General features: G+C 76.2%; 20 protein-coding genes. 2 read left to right on the top strand and 18 right to left on the bottom strand.

What is annotated here, in order from left to right:
• Positions 1–7: 7 nt before the first annotated feature.
• From GA0074704_RS18875 to GA0074704_RS18920, 10 genes are all read right to left on the bottom strand, one after another.
• Positions 8–211: a hypothetical protein gene (locus tag GA0074704_RS18875; RefSeq protein ID WP_088971732.1), complete on the bottom strand. Its 204-nt coding sequence runs from the start codon at positions 209–211 to the stop codon at positions 8–10.
• Positions 208–519, bottom strand: coding sequence for a hypothetical protein (locus tag GA0074704_RS18880; protein WP_197697550.1), 312 nt, complete (start codon positions 517–519; stop codon positions 208–210). The genes GA0074704_RS18875 and GA0074704_RS18880 overlap by 4 nt, the downstream gene beginning before the upstream one ends.
• The gene (locus GA0074704_RS18885) at positions 516–878 is read right to left on the bottom strand and encodes a DUF1622 domain-containing protein (RefSeq protein WP_088971733.1); all 363 of its coding nucleotides are present in this window, start codon (positions 876–878) and stop codon (positions 516–518) included. Before GA0074704_RS18885 ends, GA0074704_RS18880 begins: the two co-directional genes overlap by 4 nt.
• 39 nt (positions 879–917) lie before the next feature.
• Positions 918–1,505 carry a TMEM165/GDT1 family protein gene (locus GA0074704_RS18890; RefSeq protein WP_088971734.1) on the bottom strand — a complete coding sequence of 196 codons (588 nt, stop codon included), beginning with the start codon at positions 1,503–1,505 and terminating at the stop codon, positions 918–920.
• 257 nt (positions 1,506–1,762) lie between these two features.
• The gene (egtD, locus tag GA0074704_RS18895; protein WP_088971735.1) at positions 1,763–2,728 is read right to left on the bottom strand and encodes an L-histidine N(alpha)-methyltransferase; all 966 of its coding nucleotides are present in this window, start codon (positions 2,726–2,728) and stop codon (positions 1,763–1,765) included.
• Between the two features lie 34 nt (positions 2,729–2,762).
• Positions 2,763–3,560 carry an ergothioneine biosynthesis protein EgtC gene (gene egtC, locus GA0074704_RS18900; protein WP_088971736.1) on the bottom strand — a complete coding sequence of 266 codons (798 nt, stop codon included), beginning with the start codon at positions 3,558–3,560 and terminating at the stop codon, positions 2,763–2,765.
• Positions 3,561–3,594: 34 nt separating this feature from the next.
• Positions 3,595–4,926, bottom strand: a complete 1,332-nt coding sequence (gene egtB, locus GA0074704_RS18905) for an ergothioneine biosynthesis protein EgtB (RefSeq protein ID WP_088971737.1) — start codon at positions 4,924–4,926, stop codon at positions 3,595–3,597.
• Positions 4,923–6,155 carry an ergothioneine biosynthesis glutamate--cysteine ligase EgtA gene (gene egtA, locus GA0074704_RS18910; protein ID WP_088971738.1) on the bottom strand — a complete coding sequence of 411 codons (1,233 nt, stop codon included), beginning with the start codon at positions 6,153–6,155 and terminating at the stop codon, positions 4,923–4,925. Before egtA ends, egtB begins: the two co-directional genes overlap by 4 nt.
• A gap of 218 nt (positions 6,156–6,373) precedes the next feature.
• The gene (locus GA0074704_RS28860) at positions 6,374–7,270 is read right to left on the bottom strand and encodes a hypothetical protein (RefSeq protein ID WP_157743722.1); all 897 of its coding nucleotides are present in this window, start codon (positions 7,268–7,270) and stop codon (positions 6,374–6,376) included.
• 16 nt (positions 7,271–7,286) lie between these two features.
• A complete protein-coding gene (locus GA0074704_RS18920) occupies positions 7,287–7,925 on the bottom strand; it encodes an RNA polymerase sigma factor (protein WP_088971740.1) in 639 nt (212 codons plus the stop codon).
• 539 nt (positions 7,926–8,464) lie between these two features.
• Between GA0074704_RS18920 and GA0074704_RS18925 the strand changes: the two genes are divergently transcribed.
• A complete protein-coding gene (locus tag GA0074704_RS18925; RefSeq protein ID WP_088971741.1) occupies positions 8,465–9,904 on the top strand; it encodes a serine/threonine-protein kinase in 1,440 nt (479 codons plus the stop codon).
• A gap of 110 nt (positions 9,905–10,014) precedes the next feature.
• Here GA0074704_RS18925 and GA0074704_RS18930 read toward each other — a convergent pair whose 3' ends face one another.
• The 3 genes from GA0074704_RS18930 to GA0074704_RS18940 form a co-directional block, all read right to left on the bottom strand.
• Positions 10,015–12,585, bottom strand: a complete 2,571-nt coding sequence (locus GA0074704_RS18930) for an FtsX-like permease family protein (RefSeq protein ID WP_331716635.1) — start codon at positions 12,583–12,585, stop codon at positions 10,015–10,017.
• Between the two features lie 180 nt (positions 12,586–12,765).
• Positions 12,766–13,431, bottom strand: coding sequence for a response regulator (locus GA0074704_RS18935; RefSeq protein ID WP_088971742.1), 666 nt, complete (start codon positions 13,429–13,431; stop codon positions 12,766–12,768).
• Complete coding sequence (locus GA0074704_RS18940) at positions 13,428–14,618, bottom strand: sensor histidine kinase (protein ID WP_088971743.1); 1,191 nt, start codon at positions 14,616–14,618, stop codon at positions 13,428–13,430. Before GA0074704_RS18940 ends, GA0074704_RS18935 begins: the two co-directional genes overlap by 4 nt.
• An 86-nt stretch (positions 14,619–14,704) precedes the next feature.
• Between GA0074704_RS18940 and GA0074704_RS18945 the strand changes: the two genes are divergently transcribed.
• A complete protein-coding gene (locus GA0074704_RS18945) occupies positions 14,705–15,928 on the top strand; it encodes an ArsB/NhaD family transporter (protein ID WP_231926554.1) in 1,224 nt (407 codons plus the stop codon).
• A gap of 17 nt (positions 15,929–15,945) precedes the next feature.
• On the opposite strand, the gene GA0074704_RS18950 is transcribed toward GA0074704_RS18945, so the two are convergent.
• From GA0074704_RS18950 to GA0074704_RS18970, 5 genes are all read right to left on the bottom strand, one after another.
• Complete coding sequence (locus GA0074704_RS18950) at positions 15,946–17,547, bottom strand: asparagine synthetase B family protein (protein WP_088971745.1); 1,602 nt, start codon at positions 17,545–17,547, stop codon at positions 15,946–15,948.
• A 4-nt stretch (positions 17,548–17,551) separates the two neighbouring features.
• On the bottom strand, positions 17,552–18,502 hold the full coding sequence (locus tag GA0074704_RS18955; protein ID WP_088971746.1) for a DUF5715 family protein: 951 nt from the start codon (positions 18,500–18,502) through the stop codon (positions 17,552–17,554).
• A gap of 93 nt (positions 18,503–18,595) precedes the next feature.
• Positions 18,596–19,408: an isocitrate lyase/PEP mutase family protein gene (locus tag GA0074704_RS18960; RefSeq protein ID WP_088971747.1), complete on the bottom strand. Its 813-nt coding sequence runs from the start codon at positions 19,406–19,408 to the stop codon at positions 18,596–18,598.
• Positions 19,405–20,424, bottom strand: a complete 1,020-nt coding sequence (locus tag GA0074704_RS18965) for a cytochrome P450 (RefSeq protein ID WP_172880636.1) — start codon at positions 20,422–20,424, stop codon at positions 19,405–19,407. The genes GA0074704_RS18960 and GA0074704_RS18965 overlap by 4 nt, the downstream gene beginning before the upstream one ends.
• A 182-nt stretch (positions 20,425–20,606) precedes the next feature.
• A complete protein-coding gene (locus tag GA0074704_RS18970) occupies positions 20,607–21,353 on the bottom strand; it encodes an ArsR/SmtB family transcription factor (protein WP_088971748.1) in 747 nt (248 codons plus the stop codon).
• Between the last annotated feature and the right edge of the window lie 88 nt (positions 21,354–21,441).

The raw sequence follows: 21,441 nt of genomic DNA on the forward strand, positions 1-21,441 counted from the left end.
CCGGCGGTCACCGGCGGTGCTGCCCGGCGCGCTGCTCCTGCTCCTCGTCGGTGTCGCTGAGCGCGTCGGTCAGCGGTTCGGTGAAGTCGTCGCCGGGCACGGCCACCGCCTCGGCCCGGTCCTGCTCGTCGGGGCGTCCGCCCGCCGGCGGCTCGGGTGCGGTGGCACCACCGGCGAAGCCGTACTCGTTGGGCTCGTCATGCTTGCTCATGCGGTGATCCTCCCGCTTTCTTCCGGTTCGCGGAGCGCTGTCCAACTGTGATCGTTCCCGCCTCCGGAGCGCCGAAACAACGGCGTGCGGGGCCCGGCCGCCAGCACCGACCAGAGCACCCGGCGCAGGCCGACTATCGCCGCCGCGCCGGCCAGGTCGGTCCAGCTCTGGTCCACGCCCAGGCGCAGCAGACCGGCGGCGGTCAGCAGGTCCAGCAGCACCCGCAGCGCGGTCCGCCATGATCCGGTGCCGACCAGCACCGCCAGCCCGGAGAACAGCCCCGCCGCGGCGACCACCGTCGCGATCACGGCGGCGGCCCGGGCCGGCCCACCTGCTGCTGCTCCTGGGCTATCTCCCGGCGAAGGAAGAAGTTGAGCGCCGTCCGGATGGTGGCGATCGCAGCCAGCTTGGCGATCTGGTCGAACGTCGGGGAGACCGCCGTACGCAGGATGTCCGCGGCCAGCTGGAACTCCAGGCCCAGCGTGAGGAACCGACCCAGCGACAGCCGGATCGGGGTGAAGACGGCGGCGTCGCGGCGCCGCAGCCCGTCGACGACGAACCGCAGCGCCGCCCAGACCGCGCCGACGAAGATGATCACCGCGCCGGCGATCTCCACCACGGCGACCACCACCTGGTCACCCTGGTGCAGGAGCTCCTCCAGCCTCACCCGCAGGCGTTACCCGCCGCCGGGGCGGGTAGTCGGCGCTCAGGTCAGCTCGCGCACCGCCTCCAGGATCAGCCACAGGCCGCTGATGGCGAAGAGCACCGCGGCACCGTACTTGATGGCCTTCTCCGGCAGCTTCTTTCCGAGCAGCCGGCCCACCAGGATGGCCAGCGCGTCCGCGGCGACCATGCCGACCGTGGAGCCGAGCCAGGTGCCGAACCAGCCGTACTTGGTGGCCAGCGTGATGGTGGCCAGCATGGTCTTGTCACCCAGTTCGGCCAGGAAGAACGCCACTCCGACCGCGACGATCGCGGACTTGCTGGACCGCTCCGCCTTCTGCCGCTCGGCCTCGGTCAGCTCGTCGCCGCGCAGCGTCCAGGCACCGAAGGCGAGGAACGCCAGACCGGCGATGAGCGAGATCCAGCCGGTCGGCAGGGTGGCGCCGAGGCCGTACCCGATGCCGACCGAGACGAGGTGCACCACCGCGGTGGCGACGGTGATGCCGATCAGAACCGTCACCGGCTTGTAGCGCGTGGCGAACGCCAGCGCCATCAGCTGGGACTTGTCGCCCAGCTCGGCGACGAAGATGACGCCGAAGCTGACGACCAGCGCGACGAGGAAACCTTCCATGACAACCTTCCCGATCCGAGCCGGGACAAGGTCTGGGGCGCCCTCGACCCGGCTGCGTGTGAACAGCCTGAGTCGAAGGTCTCGCCCGCCCCACCGTCGGTGGGGCCGCGTGGCCGGACGCGGAACGCGTCAGTATGTCGACCACGACATTGGGGGCTACTCCCCTTCGCGTCGCCCAGCCTAGCCGACCCGACCCGGGGCGACCGGCCGGGGTGAACGGGCTCACCGCCGACCGGCCGCCACCCGGCCGGTCCGGCTCAGTCCGCGCGGGCCAGGCTCACCCCGAACAGGCCGTCCGGGTCGGTCCAGAAGCGCTCGGTGACGAAGCCCGCCCCCGCCAGTTCGGCCCGGATCCGCTCCGGGCGGAACTTCGCCGAGATCTCGGTACGCAGCTCCTCCCCCGCGGCGAACTCGACGTCCAGGTCCAGCACGCGTACCCGCATCGGGCGGCGGGCCCGCAGCCGCATCTCGATCCACTCCTGCTCCGGGTCCCAGACGGCGACGTGGTCGAACGCGTCGGTGTCGAAGTCGGCGCCCAGCTCCCGGTTGATCACCCGCAGCACGTTGCGGTTGAAGTCCGCCGTCACCCCGGCCGCGTCGTCGTACGCGGGCACGATCACCGCCGGGTCCTTCACCAGGTCGGTGCCGATCAGCAGCCAGTCACCGGCCTCCAGGGCGGCGCGCATCGCGGTGAGGAACTCGACCCGCTCGATCGGCAGCAGGTTGCCGATGGTGCCACCCAGGAAGGCCACCAGCCGCCGCCCGCCGGTGGGCAGCCGGTCCAACTGCCGGGTGAAGTCCCCGACGATGCCGCGGACCCGCAGCCCCGGGTAGTCGGTGGCGATCTGCGCCGTGGACTGGCGCAACGCGCTGACCGATACGTCCAGCGGGACGAAGGTGCCCAGGCCGCCGCGCCGGGTGAAGGCGTCCAGCAGCAGCCGGGTCTTCTCCGACGAGCCGGAGCCGAGCTCGATCAGGGTCTTCGCGCCGGTGCACTCGGCGATCTCGCCGGCCCGTTCGGCCAGCACCGTCCGCTCGGCCCGGGTCGGGTAGTACTCCGGCAGCCGGGTGATCTCCTCGAACAGCTCGCTGCCCCGGGCGTCGTAGAACCACTTCGGTGGCAGCCACTTGGGTCGGGCGGTCAGCCCGGCCCGGACGTCCTCCCGCAGGCTCCGCCCGATGTCCTGCTCCTCCAGGTAGATCTCCAGTGGCTCCGCGCTCATCAGCCGTCCCTTCGCCTCGATGCGTTTCCGCCTGTCACGCGCCCACCAGGGCGCTCACCCGCACGCCGGTCGCGGTGGCCACCACCAGCCGACCGTCCGGCACCGGACGCCAGCCCGGGTCGTCGTCCGACGGCTCGGAGGCCAGCAGCACCGCCTCCGCCGTGGCGCGGACCGACAACGCGTGCCCGGCCACACTCGCCACCACCGTGCTCCCGTCGGTGAGCAGCAGGTTCAGCCGCGAGTCGGGGGCGACCGCGGCCACCGCGGCGACGGTCGCGGCGACCGCCTCGGCCGGCTCGACGCCCGCCCGCAGCCGGTGCCGGACCATCGCCCAGAGCAGCGCCGAGTCGGTCGGCGCGTCCAGGGTCAGCAGGTCGCGCACCGGCAGCTCGGCGGCGAGCCCGGCCACCGAGTCCGGCCAGCCGCGGACCACCCCGTTGTGGCTGAACAGCCAGCGACCCTCACCGAAGGGCGCCGCCGCGGTGGCCACCACCGGCATCCCGACGGTCGCCGACCGGACGGCGGCCAGCACCGCGCCGCTGCTGGTCGCCGCCGCCAGCTCCGGCAGCGTCGGGTCGCTCCAGATCGGCGTGTCCCGCCGGTACCGCACCGGCGTGCCGGCGCCGCGCGCGGGCTCGCCCCCGCTCTCCCGTCGCTGCCCCGGCGCCGGGTCGCGGGGATACCAGCCGACCCCGAACCCGTCGGCGTTGACCGTCCCCCCGCCGCGCATGTCGCGCGGCGCCCAGGACTGGCGCAGCAGCGAGTACGGCGGGTCGAGCAGCAGCGACCGCAGGGTGACCGGCGGCCCGAGGTACGCCAGGTGCCGGCACATCAGCGGCCCACCCCCGGCCCGGCGTGGCCCGCCCTCACCCGCGGGCCTCCTCGACGGTGGCGTCCCGGGCACAACGGAAGCCGCTGAAGATCTGCCGCCGGATCGGGTAGTCCCAGTTGCGGAAGGTGCCCCGGCAGGCGGAGCGGTCGGTGCCGAACGAACCGCCGCGCAGCACCCGGTGGTCGTCGCCGAAGAAGGCCTCGGAGTATTCCCGGTAGGGGAAGGCCGTGAAGCCGGGATGCCCACGGAAGGTCGTCGAGGTCCACTCCCAGACGTCGCCGATGAGCTGGTGCACCCCCAGCGGCGAGGCCCCGCCCGGGTACGCGCCCACCGGCGCCGGCCACAGGTGCCGCTGGTCGAGGTTGGCGTGCGCGGAGGTGGGGTCCTCGTCTCCCCACGGGTAGCGGCGGGACCGCCCGGTGGCCGGATCCCACCGGGCCGCCTTCTCCCACTCGGCCTCGGTCGGCAGCCGCCTGCCCGCCCAGGTCGCGTACGCCTGCGCCTCGTGGAAGCAGACGTGCACCACCGGCTCGTCGTCGCGGACCGCCGACCAGCGGCCGAAGCGCCGGTACGCCCAGCCGTCGCCGTCGCGTCGCCAGTGCATCGGCGCGGTCAGGTCGGCCTCGACCCGGTGCCGCCACCCCTCCTCGCTCCACCAGCGCGGGTCGTCGTACCCGCCCTCGGCGATGAACCGCCGGTAGTCCCCGTTGGTGACCGGGGCCGCGTCGATGACGTACGCGGGCAGCTCGACGGTGTGCGCCGGGCGCTCGTTGTCCAGCGCCCACGGGTCGGTCGAGGTGCCCATGGTGAACGGCCCGGCCGGCACCAGCACCTCGCCGGCCACCCGCGCGGCCGGCTCCGGCGGCGGCGGGGCGTGCAGCACCGCCGGCCCGGAGCGCAGCTGGTGGGTGGCGAGCATCGTCTCGTCGTGCTGCTGCTCGTGCTGCACGATCATCCCGAACGCGAACCCGTCCTCGACCAGCTTGCGGTCGGTGAACCGGGTGCGGTCGAGCAGGTCGTAGACCTTGTCCCGGACCTGGGCCACGTACGCCCGCGCCTCGCCGGGCGGCAGCAGCGGCAGGGACGGGCGGTCCTTGCGGGGCTGTTTGAAGGCGTCGTAGAGGTCGTCGATGTCCTGGCGGACCGGTGGACGGCGGCCGACGTCGCGGACCAGCCAGAGTTCCTCCTGGTTGCCGACGTGGGCGAGGTCCCAGACCAGCGGCGACATCAGCGGCGAGTGCTGCCGCACCAGGTCCGCGTCGTCCACCGCGTCGGTCAGCAGGGCGGTCCGCTCCCGGGTACGCCCCAGCTCCGTCGCGATCCGGCCGCGCAGCCGCTCGGCCTCCGGTTGGTCGGTGATGGTCACCGCAGTCCCCTCTCCGCGGCGGCGAGCCGCCGCCGGATCCCTCGGCTGGTCTCCTCGTGCACGTCGGCGGGCAGGTGCAGTCTCGGCAGCGCGGACAGCGCCAGCTCGAACAGCGCCGCGGCGGCCCGGGCCAGCGGCGGGTCGGCCAGTCCGTAGCGGGCGGCGGCGTGCCACCGGTCGCCGACCGGACCGGCGGCGTCGAGAGCCGCGGCGACCGTGCCGGGCTCGGCGAACAGGGCCGCCAGCACCGCGAGGGCGATCCGCCAGTCCCGGTCGGGCTGGGCGTCGAGGTAGCGGATCTCCAGGTAGCCGCGGGGGCGTACCGGTGGGAACAGGGTGCTGACGTGGTAGTCCAGGTCGTCGGTGGTGGGTGGCCGGGGCAGTGCGCCGTCGATCCAGTCGGCGAAGGTCACCCCGGCCGGCGGGGTCCAGTCGGTGCCGGCGCCCCGCAGGCACAGCAGGGGCGCGGCCAGGACGTACTCCGTCCAGGCGGCGACCGGATCCCGGTCGGCGCGGTGCGGCGACCAGACCGGTCGGGTCCGGGCCGGGTCGATGGCCAGCCAGGCGGCCATCCGGGCCGACGCCCATCCGGTCCGGCGGCCGGCGTGCCGGTCGGCGGTGGCGAACGCGGCGAGCAGCGGCGGGCCGACGGCGTGCACCGCGGCCCACCGGGCCGGCAGCTCCGGCGCCTCTCCGGCATCGAGGCAGACCTGAAGCCCGGCGGTGCTGTACATCATGGTGCGACCGGCCGGACCGCGGCGGTCGAACACGCATCGCATGGCCCGGTAACGGGGAGTCTCGACCACCGGGCGCGGGACCCGCCAGGGGTCGATGCCGGTGTCCCCGAGGACCAGTCCGCCCGCCTCCAGCAGGCCGGTCAACTGGTCGATGTCCCGCTCGGTGGCGCTGATCAGCGCGGCGACCGAGGGTCGCGGTGGGGTGGAGATCTCCACCTGCCCGCCGGGCTCCACCGTCACGGCCCCGCCGTGGGCCAGTGGCTCGGCCGGGCTGCCGCCGTCGAGGGTGGTCGGGCTGTGCCGCCCCAACGCCCTGCGGAGCCGATCCGGGTCGACCGGGCGCGCGGGGTCGGCGGCGTCGTGCACGGTCCATTCCAGTTCCACGCCGGTGTGGACCGGCGGCCCGGTCTTGAAGCAGATCCGGGCGAGGTGGCGGGCGGCGGCGTCCGCCTCCCGCAGGACGGGCCGGTCCAGTCCGGGCATCGTCACCAAGGGTCCGGCTCCTCCCCCGCGTTGGGTCCGCCTCCGCCGCCGGGCGCCACCCATCGTTGCCGGGGGCGGCGTCCGCGGTCTCACCATCTTCTGTCTATCAGACGAATTTCGCCTGCCCGGCCGGACGGATTTTTGTCCGGGTCGGCGACCGGCGTACCGGCGCGCAGCGGCTCGCGCCGGCGACCCGATGCCCCGGACGAATCGGGTGCGACGAGGAGTCAGCGGGAGCTGGCGTCCGGTTCGGGCCCGGCGGCCCGGCTCGTGGGGGTGGTGGCCGCACCGGTCGCGCGCGCGGAAGCGTCGGTCGCCGGCCTGGACCGGCGCGGCGAGGCGCCGGTGGCCGGCTCGGTGCGGTGCGGCGAGGCGCCCGGTGCCGATGCGGTGCGGTGCGGTGAGGCGCCGGGCGTCGGCGGGGTACGGTCCGGGCCCGGCGTGCCGTCGCCCGTGGGCGGAACCAGCTGCCGGCAGTAGCCGGCGACCTGCTCGGGGCCACCGGCCACCTCGACCAGCGGCTGGAACCCCGGGGTGCGCAGCGCCTTGCCCCGTTGCTCGGCCGGCTTGGCCAGGTAGGCCCGGCACAGGCCGAACAGCTGCGCCGGGGTGGGGCGGGGCCCGGCACCCGACGGTCCGGTGCTCGGGGCGGCGCCGGAGGTGGCCACGCCGGGGCCGGCACCAGGGCCGGGGCCGGTGCCGGGGTCGGTGCGGGTACCGGTGGGTGAGGAGCCGCCGGTCGCATCGGGGCCGGCGCCGGAGGTGCCCGGTCGGGGCGGGGCGGGTTCGTCCCGGTCGAGGGTCACCGCCGCGAACGCCGCGCCGGCCGTCGCGGTGGCGGCGACCCCGGCGATCCAGGCCACCGCTCCGGTGGTCAGCCGCCGGCCGGTCGCCCGCGTCGGGGCGGGTGCGGGCGCGGCCCGGGCCGCGCGGAAGGCGGCCAGCGCCTGCTCCTCCCCGGCCAGTTCTCCCGGTCGCGGCGGCGCCGCCGCGGCGGCGAGCAGCCGGCCGAGCGGGTCGGCGGGCGCCGACGGGCGCGGCGTCGCCGCGGCGTCGAGCAGCCGCTCGCTCTCGTCGCGGTCGACGGGTCGGTCGGACCGGTCGGGCCGACGCGGAAAGGTCATCCGGAATCCCCTCACATCACCCGTCCGCCGGTTCGGCCCGCGAGGTGTCGGGCGCCTGCCGGCCCCGGCCGCTGCGCGGCCGAGGGGGCGTCCCCTCGGCCGTGGCGGGCGGTGGGGACTGGTCGTGTCGTTCCATCATCGCGGCGAGCCGGCGCAGACCGCGGTGGGCGGCGGTGCGGACGGCCCCGGGTCGGCGGCCCAGCACCCGGCCGGCGGTCTGGGCGTCCAGCCCGATGACGGCGCGCAGCAGCACCGCCTCGGCCTCGCGCGGAGGCAGGGTGGCGATCATGGCGAGCGCCGACTCGGTGCCGATCGTCTCGCCGGCCCGCTCCTCGGTGTCGGCGTCCCCGGCCAGCTCACTGAGCGCCTGCACCGGCACCGGCAGCGACGGGCGCCGGCGTTGGCGGCGCAGATGGTCCATCGCCCGGTTCCGGGCGATCGTCACCGTCCAGGCGCGGAACTCGCCCCCGGCGAAGGTCGGCAGGTCGCGGGAGATCTGCAACCACGCCTCCGAGGCGACGTCCTCGGCGTCCACGCCGACCAGCGCGGTCAGGTAGCGCAGCAGGCCCGGCTGGAGAGTGCGGTAGAGGAAGCGGAACGCGTCCTCGTCCCCTGCCTGCGCGGCGGCGACGGCCTCGTTCAGCTCACCCGTCATGGAGCCGCCGTCCCGGCCGTGGCGCAGCGGCCCGGTCCGACGCCGTACGCCGCCCGACGCGCGATCCCGGTTCCCAGCAGCACCTTCAGCCCCCCGCTGACCTGATCACCCCGGACGTCGTCCACCCCGGGCGACAGGTTCGTCACTCGGCACCGGGCACGGCCGGCGTCGGGCACGGCGTACCAGAGCCGTGGGGTCGGCCCGAGCCGCGCTAACGCTAGGAGGGGAGGCGGACGGGAACAAGCCGTGGCCACGCGCGCCGGGAGTGACATATCTCAACTTGTGCACACGGAGTGTCGGCGTAACGGAGAACGGCCCTTGGACGCTGCACCCCGCGCGGGCCGCGGACCAGCTCAGCCGTAATGACCGTTGTGCCTGCGTACCGGTCGTCCTGATCGATTTGCGTCACCACTCGCCTGCACCCGGTGACAGGGTAACCGTCGCATCAAGGGATGCGGGATGCCGGGCGGTCCGGCCCGGCGGCCGGTCGCCGAGACGCTGACACATCCTCTTCGCCGATCCTGGGTACCGTAGTCCCCGTGTTGTCTTCGGGAGTCGTGCTCAGCGGTCGGTACCGCCTGGACGAACGTGTCGCCACCGGCGGCATGGGTGACGTCTGGCGGGCCACCGACCAGGTGCTCGGGCGGCAGGTCGCCGTAAAGGTCCTGCTCCCGGCGCTGGTCTCCGACCCCGACTTCATCGCCCGCTTCCGGGCCGAGGCCCGGATCATGGCCGCGCTGCGCAACCCCGGCATCGTGCAGGTCTTCGACTGCGGCGAGGACGATCTCCCCGACGGCAGCCGGGCCGACTACCTGGTGATGGAGTTCGTCGAGGGCGAGCCGCTGTCCCGGCGGATCGAGGCCGCCGGCCGGCTCGGCGTGGCCGAGACCATGTCGGTGGTGGCCCAGGCGGCGCAGGCGCTGCACGCCGCGCACGCCGGCGGCATCGTGCACCGTGACGTCAAGCCGAGCAACCTGCTGGTCCAGGAGGACGGCACCGTCGTCCTGGTCGACTTCGGCGTGGCCCGGTCGGCCAACGTCACCAGCATCACCAGCACCAACGCGGTCCCGGGCACCGCGCTCTACATGGCGCCCGAGCAGGCGTCCGGTCGTCCCGTCTCGGGCGCGACGGACATCTACGCCCTCGGCGCGGTGGCCTACTGCTGCCTGACCGGCGGGCCGCCCTTCACCGGCGAGAACCCGCTCCAGGTCGCCGTCCGGCACCTCGACGACGAGCCGCCGCCGCTGCCGGAGGAGATCCCGGCACCGGTGCGGGACCTGGTGACCCGCGCCCTCGCCAAGGAGCCGACCGACCGCTTCGCCACCGGCGCGGCGATGGCGGAGGCCGCCCGGGCCGCCGTCGCCGATCCGTCCGCGCCGACCGCCGTGTCGGCCGTTCCGCTGCGCGGCGCCACCGACACCCGCGACGACATTCCGGTCGTCCCGGCCGCCGCCGTGGCGACGCCGACGGCCAGCCGGGTCCGGCGCGGACCCCTGGTCGGGGCGGTCGCCGCGGTGCTGGTCGCCATGGCGAGCCTCGCCGCGGCGCTGGCTGTCATGAACCCGACCGGTGGGCCACCCGCGGTCGACATCAGGAGCCCCGCGCCCGCGGCGGTGCCCAGCGGCGAACCTTCCCGGCCACGGCAGGGCGGCGGCGGGAACGCCGAGTCCGAGGTGGTCCAGCCGATCGGCCGGCCGGGCGGGGGCTACAACAACCGGCCCAGCGAGACCGTCAGCGGGTCGCCCCGACCCACGGCGTCCGCCACCGCGGCCTCGCCCTCGCCGAGCGCGTCCAGCGCACCGGCCTCGCCGTCCGCCACCACGACGACCAGCGCGCCGGCGCCGACCGCCACCAGCACCTCCCCGGCCGCCCCGGTCGACCCGGCGCCCACCACGACCGAGCCGACCGTCACCACCGAGCCGGTGCCCACCGACCCGCCGGCGCCGACCGAGGCGCCGGTCGAGCCACCGGCCGGCTGACCGGGCCGTCGCGCCGGGACGACATCCGGCATCTCGGCCCGTCCCGGACCGGGACAGCCACCACCCGCCGCACCCCGGCCCGGACCCACCCGGGTCGGTAGGTACCCGATTCACTCCGCGCCGAGCGCGGCCACCACCGGTCGGGCCAGCGCCCGCCGGGCGGGCAGCACCGACGCGGCCACGGCCGCCAGCAGCGCCGCGGCGACCAGCAGGCCCAGCCGACCCCAGGGCAGCGTCAGCGTGAAGCCACCCGCGATCCGGGCCAGCGCACCCATCGCGGCGCCGGCCACCAGCACACCCACCGCGACGCCGAGCAGCGCGCCGGCCGCCGCGGTCAGCGCCGCCTCCAGGGCCAGCAGGAGACGCAGCCGGGCCCGGCTCAGGCCCACCGCCCGCAGCACGGCGTGCTCCCGCGCGCGTTCCAGCACCGACAGGCCGAGGGTGTTGGCCACCCCGACCAGCGCGATCACCACGGCCAGGCCGAGCAGCACGGTGACCAGCCCGAGCAGCATGTCGACCGTGCCGGTGAGCATCCTCTTGTAGGCCGCCCGGTCCAGCAGGTTGACCGTCGGGTACGCCCGCAGGACCTGCTCGATGGCCGCCCGAGCCCGGTACGCCGGCACGCCGGCCGCCGGTTGCACCTCGGTCAGGAAGCCGCGCTCGGCGGGGAACAGCGCCGCGAAGTCGGCGTCCGGCAGCTCGAGGACGTGACCGGTGGGGACCCCGCGCATGCCGCCGAGCGAATCGTCGCCGGCCACCACCGCGGCCACCTCGAACCGCCGGCCGGCGACGCTCACCGGTGATCCGACCGTCCAACCCCGCTCCCGGGCCAGTTCCCGGTGCACCAGCACCCGCCCGGGACGCAGGTCGCTCCGGCTGCCCTCGAGCACCTCACCGGCCGACCGGGCGACCAGCGCCGGGTGGGCGGCGCGTACCTCGACGCCGTCGACGACCCGGCTGCGCTGCTCGTGCACCACACCCAGCTCGGGGCGGGCGGCCAGCGCGGCGGTGACCCCGGGGGGCAGGTCACCGCCGATCCCGGTGACCAGGTAGTCGACCCCGATCCGGGAGTCCACGGCACGTTCGATGCTCGCCTTGACGCTGGCCGCACCGACGACGAACGCCGCCACCAGAGACACCCCGACGACGAGCGCTCCGGCGGTGGCGGAGGTGCGCCGCGGGTTGCGTACCGCGTCGGCGACGGCGAGCGTCGCGGTGGCGCCGAGCAGTGGCCGCAGCGGCAGGGCGCAGAGCCGCACCAGGGCGGGCACCAGCAGCGGGCCGTACAGCACGACGCCCAGGAAGGTGAGGATCCCGCCAGCCGCGACGAGGAGGACCTGTCCCCCGGCGACCGCCGCCGCGAGCGCTCCGCCGCCGGCGGCGAGGGTGACCGCGCCCGCCGCCAGCCGGACGCGGCCGGGGCGGCGGGCGGGGGCGACCGCGCCGTCGGTGAGCGCGGCGACCGGCGGCACCCGGCTGCCCTGCCAGGCCGGCAGCGCGGCCGCCACCAGGGTGGTCAGCGTGCCCACGGCGAGGCACCCCAGCACCGTCGGCGTCCGCACCGCGACGGCCCCGCCCGAACCGGTGGGCACGTCGAGCGCGGCGCCGACCCGCCGCAGGACGACCGCCAACCCGACCCCGGCCAGCACCCCGAGCGCCGAGGAGAGCAGGCCGAGCACCCCGGCCTCCAGCAGCGCCGCGCGGAACAGCTGGCCCCGGCCGGCACCCACCACCCGCAGCAGGGCGGTCCGCCGGGTCCGCTGGGCCAGCACGATGGTGAAGGTGTTGGCGATGACGAAGGCGGCCACCACCACCGCCACGGCGGCGAAGGCCAGCAGCACCATGGAGAACTGGCGTACGTCCCGGACTGCCTCCGCCACCGCCGCGTCGAGGATCTGCTGGCGGGTCCGGACGGTGCCCGCAGCACCCACCACGTCGGCCACCCGGACGGTCAGCGCGGCGATGGGCGTACCCGGCGCGGCGGCCACGAGGATCCGGCCGTAACCGGACGCCCCGGAGGCCGCCAAGGCGTCGGAGCCGACCAGGCCGATGAACGGGCCGCCGACGTCGCGTACGCTGCCGGCCACGTCGACCGTGCCGACCAGGGTGTACGCCCGGGCCGCGCCGCCGCCCCCACCGACCCGGACCGGGGCGCCGAGCCGGAACCCCTGCCGGGCCACCGTCGGCGCGTCGAGCACCACCTCGCCCGGGTGACCGGGCAACCGGCCGGCCACCACGTCGTACGAGCGCAGGGCCGGTTCGGTGGGCACGGCGGCGAGCAGGGCGTAGCCGAGCAGCGGCCGCCCGTCGGCGCCGAGCAGGCCGCCCTGGGCGGTCAGCTCCCCCGCCGCGGCGGCCACCCCGGGCACCGCCCGCACCCGGTCCACCAGCGCCGGTGGCAGGGCGGCCGTCCCGGCGTACACCCCGAGGTCGGTGTGCCGGTCGAAGGCCCCGGCCCGGTCGTACGCCCCGGCGCGCATCCCGTCGGTGACCATCAGCGTGCCGGCCAGGAAGGCGACGCCGAGCACGACGGCGAGCGCGCACAGCGCCGACCGGGACGCCTCGGCCCGCAGCGTGCGCAGGGTGACCCGGAGCAGACCGGTGGGCGGCGCGGCGTGGGACCGGCGCCCCGGACGCGGGTGCCGCCCCCGGGCGGCGGGCGGCGCTGGTGGAACGGACATCGGTCGACCCCCGTGCGGTCGGTGACAGGACTGTCTCCGACGCTAGGGACACCCGCACCGGCGCCGCGTCCGTCCGCCGGGGCGGGCCGGCTCCGCCCCGGGTCGCCCCCGACCGGGCAGCCCGTACGTCCCAGGTCGTAGCGGCGGCACAGCACAGGGGCGGATGGGCGCAGGGGCGGGTCAGCTGCCCGGGACGACCAGCCCGCTCTCGTACGCCAGGACCACCGCCTGCACCCGGTCGCGCAGCCGCAGCTTCGCCAGGATCCGCCCGACGTGCGTCTTCACGGTCGCCTCGGCGACGTGCACCCGGGCGGCGATCTCCGCGTTCGACAACCCCTCCGCCACCAGCAGCAGCACCTCCCGTTCCCGGTCGGTCAGCAGGGCCAGCCGCGGGTCCTCGGCGGGCCCCGGGCCGAGCTGGCCGGCGAACCGGTCCAGCAGGCGGCGGGTGATCGGCGGGGCGACGACCGAGTCGCCGGCCGCGACCACCCGGATCGCGGCGAGCAGCTCCTCCGGCGGCACGTTCTTGAGCAGGAAGCCGCTCGCCCCGGCCCGGAGCGCGGCGAACGCGTCCTCCTCGGAGTCGAAGGTGGTCAGCACCAGCACCCGCGGCGGGCCGGCCGGCCGGTCCAGGCAGATCCGCCGAGTCGCCTCCACCCCGTCCATGGTCGGCATCCGGACGTCCATCACCACCAGGTCGGGGCGGGTCCGTTCGACCACCCGCAGCGCGTCGGCGCCGTCGATCGCCTCGCCGACCACCTCCAGGTCGGGCTGGGAGTCCAGCACCATCCGGAAGCCCGCCCGCACCAGCGCCTGGTCGTCCGCGATCACGATCCGCACCGTCATGCCGTACTCCCCTCCGGGTCCGCCGCCGGCAGCGGCAGCCGCGCCTCCACCCGCCAACCCCCGCCCGGGCGGGGGCCGACGGCCAGACTGCCCTCGTACACCCCGACCCGCTCGCGCATGCCCACCAGGCCGTGCCCGCCGGGCGGCGCGGGCCGCTCCGGTCGGCGGCCCCGACCGTCGTCGACCACCCGGACCACCACGGCCTGGTCGTCGCGAGTCAGCTCGACCGTGACGGCGGCCCCCGGGCCGGCGTGCTTGAGCGCGTTGGTCAGCGCCTCCTGCACCACCCGGTACACGGTCAGCTCCAGCCCGGGTGGCAGGGCCGGCTCGGCGGGGGCGGTGTACGTGGTCCGCAGCCCGGCGGCGCGGAAGCGGTCCAGCAGCGCGGGCAGTTCGGCGACCGCCGCCCGGCGGTGCGTCGGCTCGGGCACCACCTCGGCGACGTCCGGCTCCGGCTCCCGCAGCACGCCGACCAGGCGGCGCATCTCCCCCAACGCCTGCCGGCCGGTGTCGGCGACCACCCGGACCGCCTCGCGGGCCCGGTCCGGGTCGCGGTCGAAGGTGAAGCGGGCGCCGTCGGCCTGGGCGATCATCACGGCCATGCTGTGCGCCACCACGTCGTGCAGCTCCCGGGCGATCCGGGCGCGTTCCCCGGCCACCGCCGCCCGGGCCTCGGCCTCCCGCTCGCGTTCCAGGGTGGCCGCGCGTTCCTCCAGGCTGCGTACGTAGAGCCGGCGGGTGCGCACGTTGACCGCCGCGAGCCACACTCCCCCGGTGACCAGGCCGAACCAGATCGCGCTGATCCACCACGGGGCCGGACTGACCGTCGTGCCGGCGGCCAGCAGCACGCCGACGGCGGCCACCGCGCCGGCGATCACCCCGTCGCGCAGCCGGTCGGCGTAGGCGACGACGCTGTAGAGGGCGACCAGCACGGCGACGTCGTAGGCCAGCGGCCCCCACCCGGCGAGCACCTGGACCAGGGCGAGCAGCCCGACCACCACGGCCACCATCGACGGGTGGGAGCGGCGGAACAGCACCGCCACCGCCATCACCGCGCCGACCAGCGTCGCCACCCAGCCGCCCGGCTGGGCGGCCGCGCCGGCGACGGCGAAGAGCACCACGAGCGCGCAGACGGCGACGTCGAAGGCGACGGAGCGCAGCGGGCGGCCGAGGACGGTGCGGTTCACGGCCTCCCAGCGTACGGGCCGGACCGGCGTCGATGTCGCCCCTGGCCCGCCGGGCGGGCCGCCGGCGTGGTGGCAGGATCGGCGCCGTGGATCCCGCCGGCGGACCGAGCGCCCGCACCGAACGCGTGTCCGGGTGCCGGGCGCACCCGCTGGACGTGGTGGCCGTCGTGCTGGCGGTGGCCGGCGCCGGCTGCGCGCTGACCGGGCTGCTGCCCCGCGCCGAGGCGGTCGCCACGGTGCAGCGGGTCCTGCCGCTGCTGCTCTTCCTCGCCACGGTGGTGGTGCTGGCGGAGCTGACCGCGGTGGCCGGGGTCTTCGACGCGGTGGCCACCCGGCTGGCCATCGCCGCCCGCGGCCGGTACGCGGTGCTCTTCGGGCTCTGCGTCGGCTTCGCCTCGCTGACCACGGTCGTGCTGAACCTGGACACCACGGCCGTGCTGCTGACCCCGGTGATGCTGGCGCTGGCCCGCCGGCTGGGGCTGCCCGCGGTGCCGCTGGCGATGACCACCGTCTGGCTGGCGAACACGGCCAGCCTGCTGCTGCCGGTGTCGAACCTGACCAACCTGCTCGCCGCCGACCGGATCGACCTCGCCCCCCTGTCGTACGCGGCCCGGATGGCGGCGCCGCAGCTCGCCGCGGTGGCGGTCACGGCGGTGCTGCTGTGGTTCTGCTGGTGGCGCCCGGGCCGGCGGGGCGGGGGTGGGTTCCGCAGCCCGCCCCGGCACGTGCCGGCCGACCGGTGGCTCTACCGCACGGCGGTCGCCGGCTGCCTGCTCTTCGTCGCCGGCATCCTGGCCGGGGTCCCGATCGGGCTGGCCTCCACGGTGGCCGCGGCGCTGGTGCTGGCGGGGTTCCTGGTGCGGTCCCGGGGCACGCTGCGCCCGGCGCTGGTCCCGTGGCGGCTGCTGGTCTTCGTCACCGGCCTGTTCCTGGTGGTGCAGACGCTCGGCCGGTACGGCCTCGACAACCTGGTCGGGTGGCTGCTCGGCCCGGACGGCGGGGCGCTCGGCGCGCTGCGGGCCGGGGGCACCGGGGCACTGCTGTCCAACCTGGTGAACAACCTGCCGGCGTACGTGGCCGGCGAGGCGGTGCTCCCGGTCGGCGACGAGCCCCGGCTGCTGGCCCTGCTGATCGGCACGAACGTCGGCCCGCTCGCCACCCCGTGGGCGTCGCTGGCCACCCTGATCTGGTACGAGCGCTGCCGGGCCGCCGGGGTGACCGTGCCGACGGCCCGGTTCCTGGCCACCGGCGCGCTGCTCGCGGTGACCGCCACCCTGGCCGCCGTGGCGGCCCTGCTGCTCACGAGCTGACCGGCTGACCGGTCGGGTCAGCGGATGGGCGTACGGCGGGTGGGGCGCGCCCCGACCAGCCGGCGCACCAGCGGGGCGGCGTTCCACCGGGCGGCGCCCACCAGGTCGCGGGCGTGCTCCAGCACGGTGTGGTCGGGTCGGGCCAGTCCCTCGGCGATCGCCCGGTCGAGGTCGTTGCCGCAGCGGGTGAGCACCGTGTCGAAGTCCCGCCGGACCGGCTCCAGCCGGTCGTAGCCGAAGGAGCGGTGCAGCCGGGCGAAGAGCGGCTTGTAGAGCCGGGTCCGCTCGTGCAGCCCCGACGAGTACGACATCGGGTTCTTCGGCCGGTGCCGGACGTAGTCGGGCAGCACGTCGGCGAAGGCCTGCCGCAGGATCCACTTCTCCTGGCCGTCGCGCAGCTTGAGGTCCACCGGCAGCCGCATGGCCAGTTCCACCACGCTCAGGTCCAGGAACGGCACCCGGGCCTCCACGCCGTGGCCCATGCTGGCCCGGTCGATGCGCTGCAACTCGGTACGGCACAGGTTGCGGATCTTGTGCAGGAAGAGCCGCCGGGAGTGCTCGGGGCCGACCTGGTGGTACATCGGGTAGCCGCCGAACAGCTCGTCGGAGCCGTCGCCGGTGAGCACCACCTTGATCCCCAGCTCGTGCAGCCGACGGAAGATCGGCACCGACACCACCGCGTTGATGATGTCGCCGTACTCGGTCAGCTCGGAGACCCGGATGGCCTCCCGCACGTCGGCCAGCCGGATGTCGCGCGGGCGCAGCTCGATCACCTCGTGGGCGACGCCCAGGTCGGCGGTGAGCCGCCGGGCGTACGCCACGTCCGGGCTGTCCGGCACGCCCACGGTCACCGCCACGCAGTCGGGGTGCTGTTCGCGGACGTGCAGCAGCGCCAGCGAGCTGTCCAGGCCGCCGGAGAGCACCACCCCGACGGTGAGGTCGGTGTCCACCCGCATCCGGATGGCGTCGGTGAGGGCGACCCGGACGAGCAGGGCGGCCTCGTCCGGGTCGTCCACCACGGGCAGTCCCTCGCCGAGGGTGAGCAGGTCGACGTGCGGGGCGAGCCGCACCTCGCCGTCCGGGTCGGCCCAGCCGTGGTGCCCGGGTGGCACCTCGACGATCGGGGCGCCGTGCCCGACCAGCGCCTTGACCTCGGAGGCGACGTGCAGGCAGCCCGGCGTGCGGGCCCAGTACAGCGGCTTGACGCCGAGCGGGTCGCGGGCCAGGTAGGCCCGGCCGGTGGCCCGCTCGACGACGGCGAACGCGTACTCGCCGCGCAGTCGGCGCACCGCGTCCCCGCCCCAGCGCAGGAAGGCGGCGAGCACCACCTCGGTGTCACTGCCGCTACGGAAGGCGTACCCGAGCCGCGTCAGCTCCGCGCGCAGCTCGTGGTGGTTGAAGACCTCGCCGTTGTAGCAGAGCACGTGGCGCTCGTCGGCGGACACCCACGGCTGCACCGCCCGCTCCCGGTCCACCACCTTCAGCCGGCGTACGCCGGTGAGCAGGCCGTTCTCCTGCCGGGTCTCGGTGACCTCACCGCGCGGGGCGAGGACGGCGAGCATCTGCCGGAAGACGGCCGGGTCCGCCTCCGGTCCGAGGCTCAGGGCGATGCCGCACACCGGCTCAGATCCCCAGCTCGGCCTCGTACGCCCGGCGCAACCGCGTCCGGGCGGCGGGGGCGAGGCAGACGTGCCAGGCCTGCCCCTCGTCGACCACGTTGACCTCGCCGGCCTCCTGCCGGGCCAGCAGCAGGTCGGCCAGGACGTCGGCGGCGCCGAACCGGCGGAACCAGTGCATCTCGACGTCGACGGCCCAGCCGAGGCAGTGGCCGCTGGGCACCATCGCGGCGTAGCCGAGGCGGCGCAGCCGGTACTGGTGTTCGGCGCTGCGGACCAGGCTGGTCACCCAGAGCGGCGGGGTGCCCGTGGGCGCGGTGGCGGTGAACTCGCGGCCGATGTCGTTGAGCAGCGCCACCACCTCCCGGCGGGAGCGGCGGAAGCGGACCCCGGCGGTGTGCGGGCGGGAGCCGGGCAGCACCCGGCGGCGCACCGCCCGCAGTCCCCGGCCGACCAGGGTCGCGGGTTGCTCCTGGTAGCGGAAGCGGATCAGGTCCCGTCGGCGCAGCCATTCCAGGTCGACGAGTTCCTGGCTGCCGTCGACCTCGGCGTCGGTGAGGAACGGCGCGGTGTCCCGCCACCACATCACGTCGATGCGGGAGAGCAGGTAGATCCGGACCAGCGCGGTGAGGTCGACCGCCGAGGTGCGGCCGTTGGGCTGGTAGCGGGCCATCTCCAGCAGCAGGGTCTCGCGGGCGCCGACGTAGCCCTGCGGGGTGGCGTCGAGCACCGCCACGATCGCCGGGTCGCGCAGCCTGTCGTCGAGCAGCGCCTGCCGGGCCCGGGTCGAGGGGGCGTCGGTCAGCGCGCCCAGCTCGACCAGGAGGTCCAGCACCGCGCCCCGGTACGCGGCCACGTCCGGCGTCGTCGGGGCGGTGGGCTGCGGCCGGCGGAACGGCGTGGTGGACGGGAGGAAGGAGCCGGACTGGTGACCGGGACTCCGGCTGGGCACGCGCATGGTGGAGGTCCTCTCCCGGTACGACACGGTGTGCTGAACCTGAAACCCACCGTAGGCACTTGGAGAGGACGAACCCCGAACAATCCTCCTGTCTCACCCCAATGAGGGGCGATTCCCTCCGCCGGCGCTGAGCGCCTGCACCCGCGCGTACGACGGGACGTCCGGCAGGGCGGGGGCGGCGCCGTCCCGGACAGTGGTGGCGACGTCCAGGACGGCGCCGAGGGCGGCGCGGAACAGCAGCGATCCGGTGCTCACCCGCGCCACCCCCAGCCGGCCGAACTCGGCCAGGTCGGGTCCGCCGGGCCGGTACAGCAGGTTCAGCGGCGCGGGCAGCTCGGCGACGAGGACCCGGACCGGCCCGGGATCGGTCACCCCCGGGGTGAAGATCCCGTCGGCGCCGGCCGAGAGGTACGCCCGCCCCCGCCCCAGGGCCTGCTCCAGCGGGTCGGCCACGCCCAGCCACCAGGCGTCGGTACGCGCGTTGACGAACAGCCCCGGCACGGCCGCCTTCACCGCCGCCACCTTCGCCGCGGTGACCTCGACCGGGGCCAGGTCGCCGTCGGCGCGGCCGTCCTCGATGTTCACCCCGACCACGCCCAGGTCGGCCAGCTCGGCGACGTAGTCGGCCACCTCGGCGGGGTCGTGGCCGAACCCGGCCTCCACGTCCACGGTGAGCAGCACGGGCAGCGGGGCGAGCAGCCGGGCGAGGGTCAGGTTCTGCGCCCGGGTGGCCGCGGCGCCGTCCGGCAACCCGTGCGCCGCCGCGACGCCGAGGCTGGTGGTGCCGACGGCCGGGAATCCGGCGGCGGCGAGGGCGGCGGCCGAGGCGTGGTCCCAGGCGTTGGGCAGCAGCAGCGGCCGGCCGGGGCGGTGCAGGTTGCGGAAGGCGGCACGGCGGTCGGTCATCGGGGCCTCACCTCGAGACTGGTCGGGACACGGAGGGTGGGGTGCGGGGCGTACCGGACCGGGCCGGGGGCCGGGCGGCAGCGCCCGCGCAGCACGTCCAGCACCCCGGCGGCCAGCGCGAGCGCGTGCCGCTCGCCGGGGCAGCCGCGGGGGCCGGCGCCGAAGGTGAGCGCGCCGTCCGGCCGTCCGGGCACGAAGCGGTCCGGGTCGCCGAAGACCGCCGGGTCCCGGTTGGCGGCGTCGAAGCGCAGCAGCACCGCCTCCCCCGCGGCGACGTCACGCCCGCCGAGGTTCGTCGGGGCCACCGCCACCCGCCGGGTGCCGCGGACCGGCGGGTCGAGCCGGAACACCTCGGCGAGCAGGTCGGCCGAGTCGTGACCGGCCGGCGTGTCGAGCAGGTGCCGGGCGCCGGCCGCGATCAGGCCGGCGGTGGCGTCGCAGGCCTGGACCAGCAGGCCGAGCCGGTTCGCGGTCCGCTCCGGCTCCCCGGCCGGCGACAGCGCGAGCAGGTCGGCAAGCGCGGCGTCCGCGCGGTGCACCAGGTCGGCGGCGACGCCCGGGTGGTAGGCGGCGGCGACGTCCGCAACCGCCGGCCCGGCCAGCTCGGGCCGGTCCAGGCCGAGCCGCCCGGCCAGCACCTCCACGGGTACGCGTCGCGCGAGCGACCCGATCACGTCGACCGCGTTCCCCGCCCGGTCGAGGATCGCGGCGGTGGCGGACGCGGCCTCCGCGCGCAACCCGTCCGGGTCGAGGTCGGCGAGCGCGGCGACGCCGTACGCCCGCCGGGCGCGGTGCTGGTCCGGGCCGCTGAACCGGCTGACCGTGGCCCGCAGCCAGGCCAGCGTGCCGGGTGGGCCGGCCGGTCCGACGGCGGGAACCGTGAGGGCCGGATCGGTCAGCGCGGCGCGGACGTCGGCGTACCGGGTCACCGACCAGCCGGTGCCGGGGTCGCGGGTGGGTGCGCCGCAGGGCGGGGTGTCCGGGGCGGGATCGACGACGGGCCAGGGGTGGGTCACCCGGCCGAGGCTAGGCGCGGATCGCTTCGGCGGGCGCCGAACCGTCGCGGCGTGTCGACGGTTGCGCGCAGGAGGGGGCGACGGCGCTCGATGTCACGACGGCAGGTGGAGCTCGGTGAACTCCCGATCCGTCGACGTCGAGCCGGCGGACCTGCGGGTCGGGCCCGGCGCGCCGGCGGCACTCAGGCGCGGCCTCCGCCCGTCTCCTCGCGCGGCGGCGGTGCCAGGTCGGCGGGTGTGACGCCGAGCAGCGCCGGCAGTGCCTCGGCGCCGGCCGGGGTGAGCCGGACCGCGCGCCCGGTGCCGGAGGCGATCCACCCCAGATCGCGCAGGTGGCGGCAGAGCGCCGCGCCGAGCGCCCCGGCCAGGTGCGGGCGGCGTTCGGTCCAGTCGAGGCAGTCGCGGACCAGCGGACGGCGGGTGCCGCGCAACGGCTCGGTCGGTACGCCGAGGGCGGCCAGCCGGTCCCAGCCGGCCGGGGTGACGGCGAGGCCGCCGGCCCGGTCGAGCAGGCCCTGGCGGAGCAGCCCGTCGAGCAGCGTCACCCCGAGCCGGCCCGCCAGGTGGTCGTAGCAGGTCCGGGCGTACGCCAGGGCGGTGCCGGCGGCGGCGACCCGCAGCGAGCCGGCGGGCCGGGGTGGGGCCGGGGCGTGGCCGGCCAGGTCCTCGATCAGCTGGGCCACCGACGGCCCGGCCAGCCGCAGGTAGCGGTGCCGGCCCTGCCGCTCCTCGGCGAGCAGGCCGCCGCGGACCAGGCGGGTCAGGTGTTCGGTGGCGGTGGAGGGGGCCACCCCGGCGTGCCGGGCGAGCTCGCCCGCGGTCCACGCCCGCCCGTCGAGCAGGGCCAGGCAGAAGGCGGCCCGGGTGTCGTCGGCGAGCAACCCGGCGAGCTCCGACATCCCCCGGCCGGCGGCGGCGATCGCGGTCATCGCCCCATGATGCCGCGCCGGCCGCGTCGATAGCAGGCCGGCAGCTCTTTACAACGTTGTAGTAAACGTTGTAGACAGTGTGGACCGC

Source organism: Micromonospora siamensis, from assembly GCF_900090305.1.
Taxonomy (GTDB): Bacteria; Actinomycetota; Actinomycetes; order Mycobacteriales; family Micromonosporaceae; genus Micromonospora; species Micromonospora siamensis.

Excerpts from the sequence above, each read along its gene's own strand:
- GA0074704_RS18890 (WP_088971734.1), bottom strand. The coding sequence starts at position 1,505 with ATGGAAGGTTTCCTCGTCGCGCTGGTCGTCAGCTTCGGCGTCATCTTC.
- GA0074704_RS18920 (WP_088971740.1), bottom strand. The coding sequence starts at position 7,925 with ATGACGGGTGAGCTGAACGAGGCCGTCGCCGCCGCGCAGGCAGGGGAC.
- GA0074704_RS18875 (WP_088971732.1), bottom strand. The coding sequence starts at position 211 with ATGAGCAAGCATGACGAGCCCAACGAGTACGGCTTCGCCGGTGGTGCC.
- GA0074704_RS18935 (WP_088971742.1), bottom strand. The coding sequence starts at position 13,431 with ATGACGGTGCGGATCGTGATCGCGGACGACCAGGCGCTGGTGCGGGCG.
- GA0074704_RS18955 (WP_088971746.1), bottom strand. The coding sequence starts at position 18,502 with ATGCGCGTGCCCAGCCGGAGTCCCGGTCACCAGTCCGGCTCCTTCCTC.
- GA0074704_RS28860 (WP_157743722.1), bottom strand. The coding sequence starts at position 7,270 with ATGACCTTTCCGCGTCGGCCCGACCGGTCCGACCGACCCGTCGACCGC.
- egtC (WP_088971736.1), bottom strand. The coding sequence starts at position 3,560 with ATGTGCCGGCACCTGGCGTACCTCGGGCCGCCGGTCACCCTGCGGTCG.
- GA0074704_RS18960 (WP_088971747.1), bottom strand. The coding sequence starts at position 19,408 with ATGACCGACCGCCGTGCCGCCTTCCGCAACCTGCACCGCCCCGGCCGG.
- GA0074704_RS18970 (WP_088971748.1), bottom strand. The coding sequence starts at position 21,353 with ATGACCGCGATCGCCGCCGCCGGCCGGGGGATGTCGGAGCTCGCCGGG.
- GA0074704_RS18930 (WP_331716635.1), bottom strand. The coding sequence starts at position 12,585 with ATGTCCGTTCCACCAGCGCCGCCCGCCGCCCGGGGGCGGCACCCGCGT.
- egtD (WP_088971735.1), bottom strand. The coding sequence starts at position 2,728 with ATGAGCGCGGAGCCACTGGAGATCTACCTGGAGGAGCAGGACATCGGG.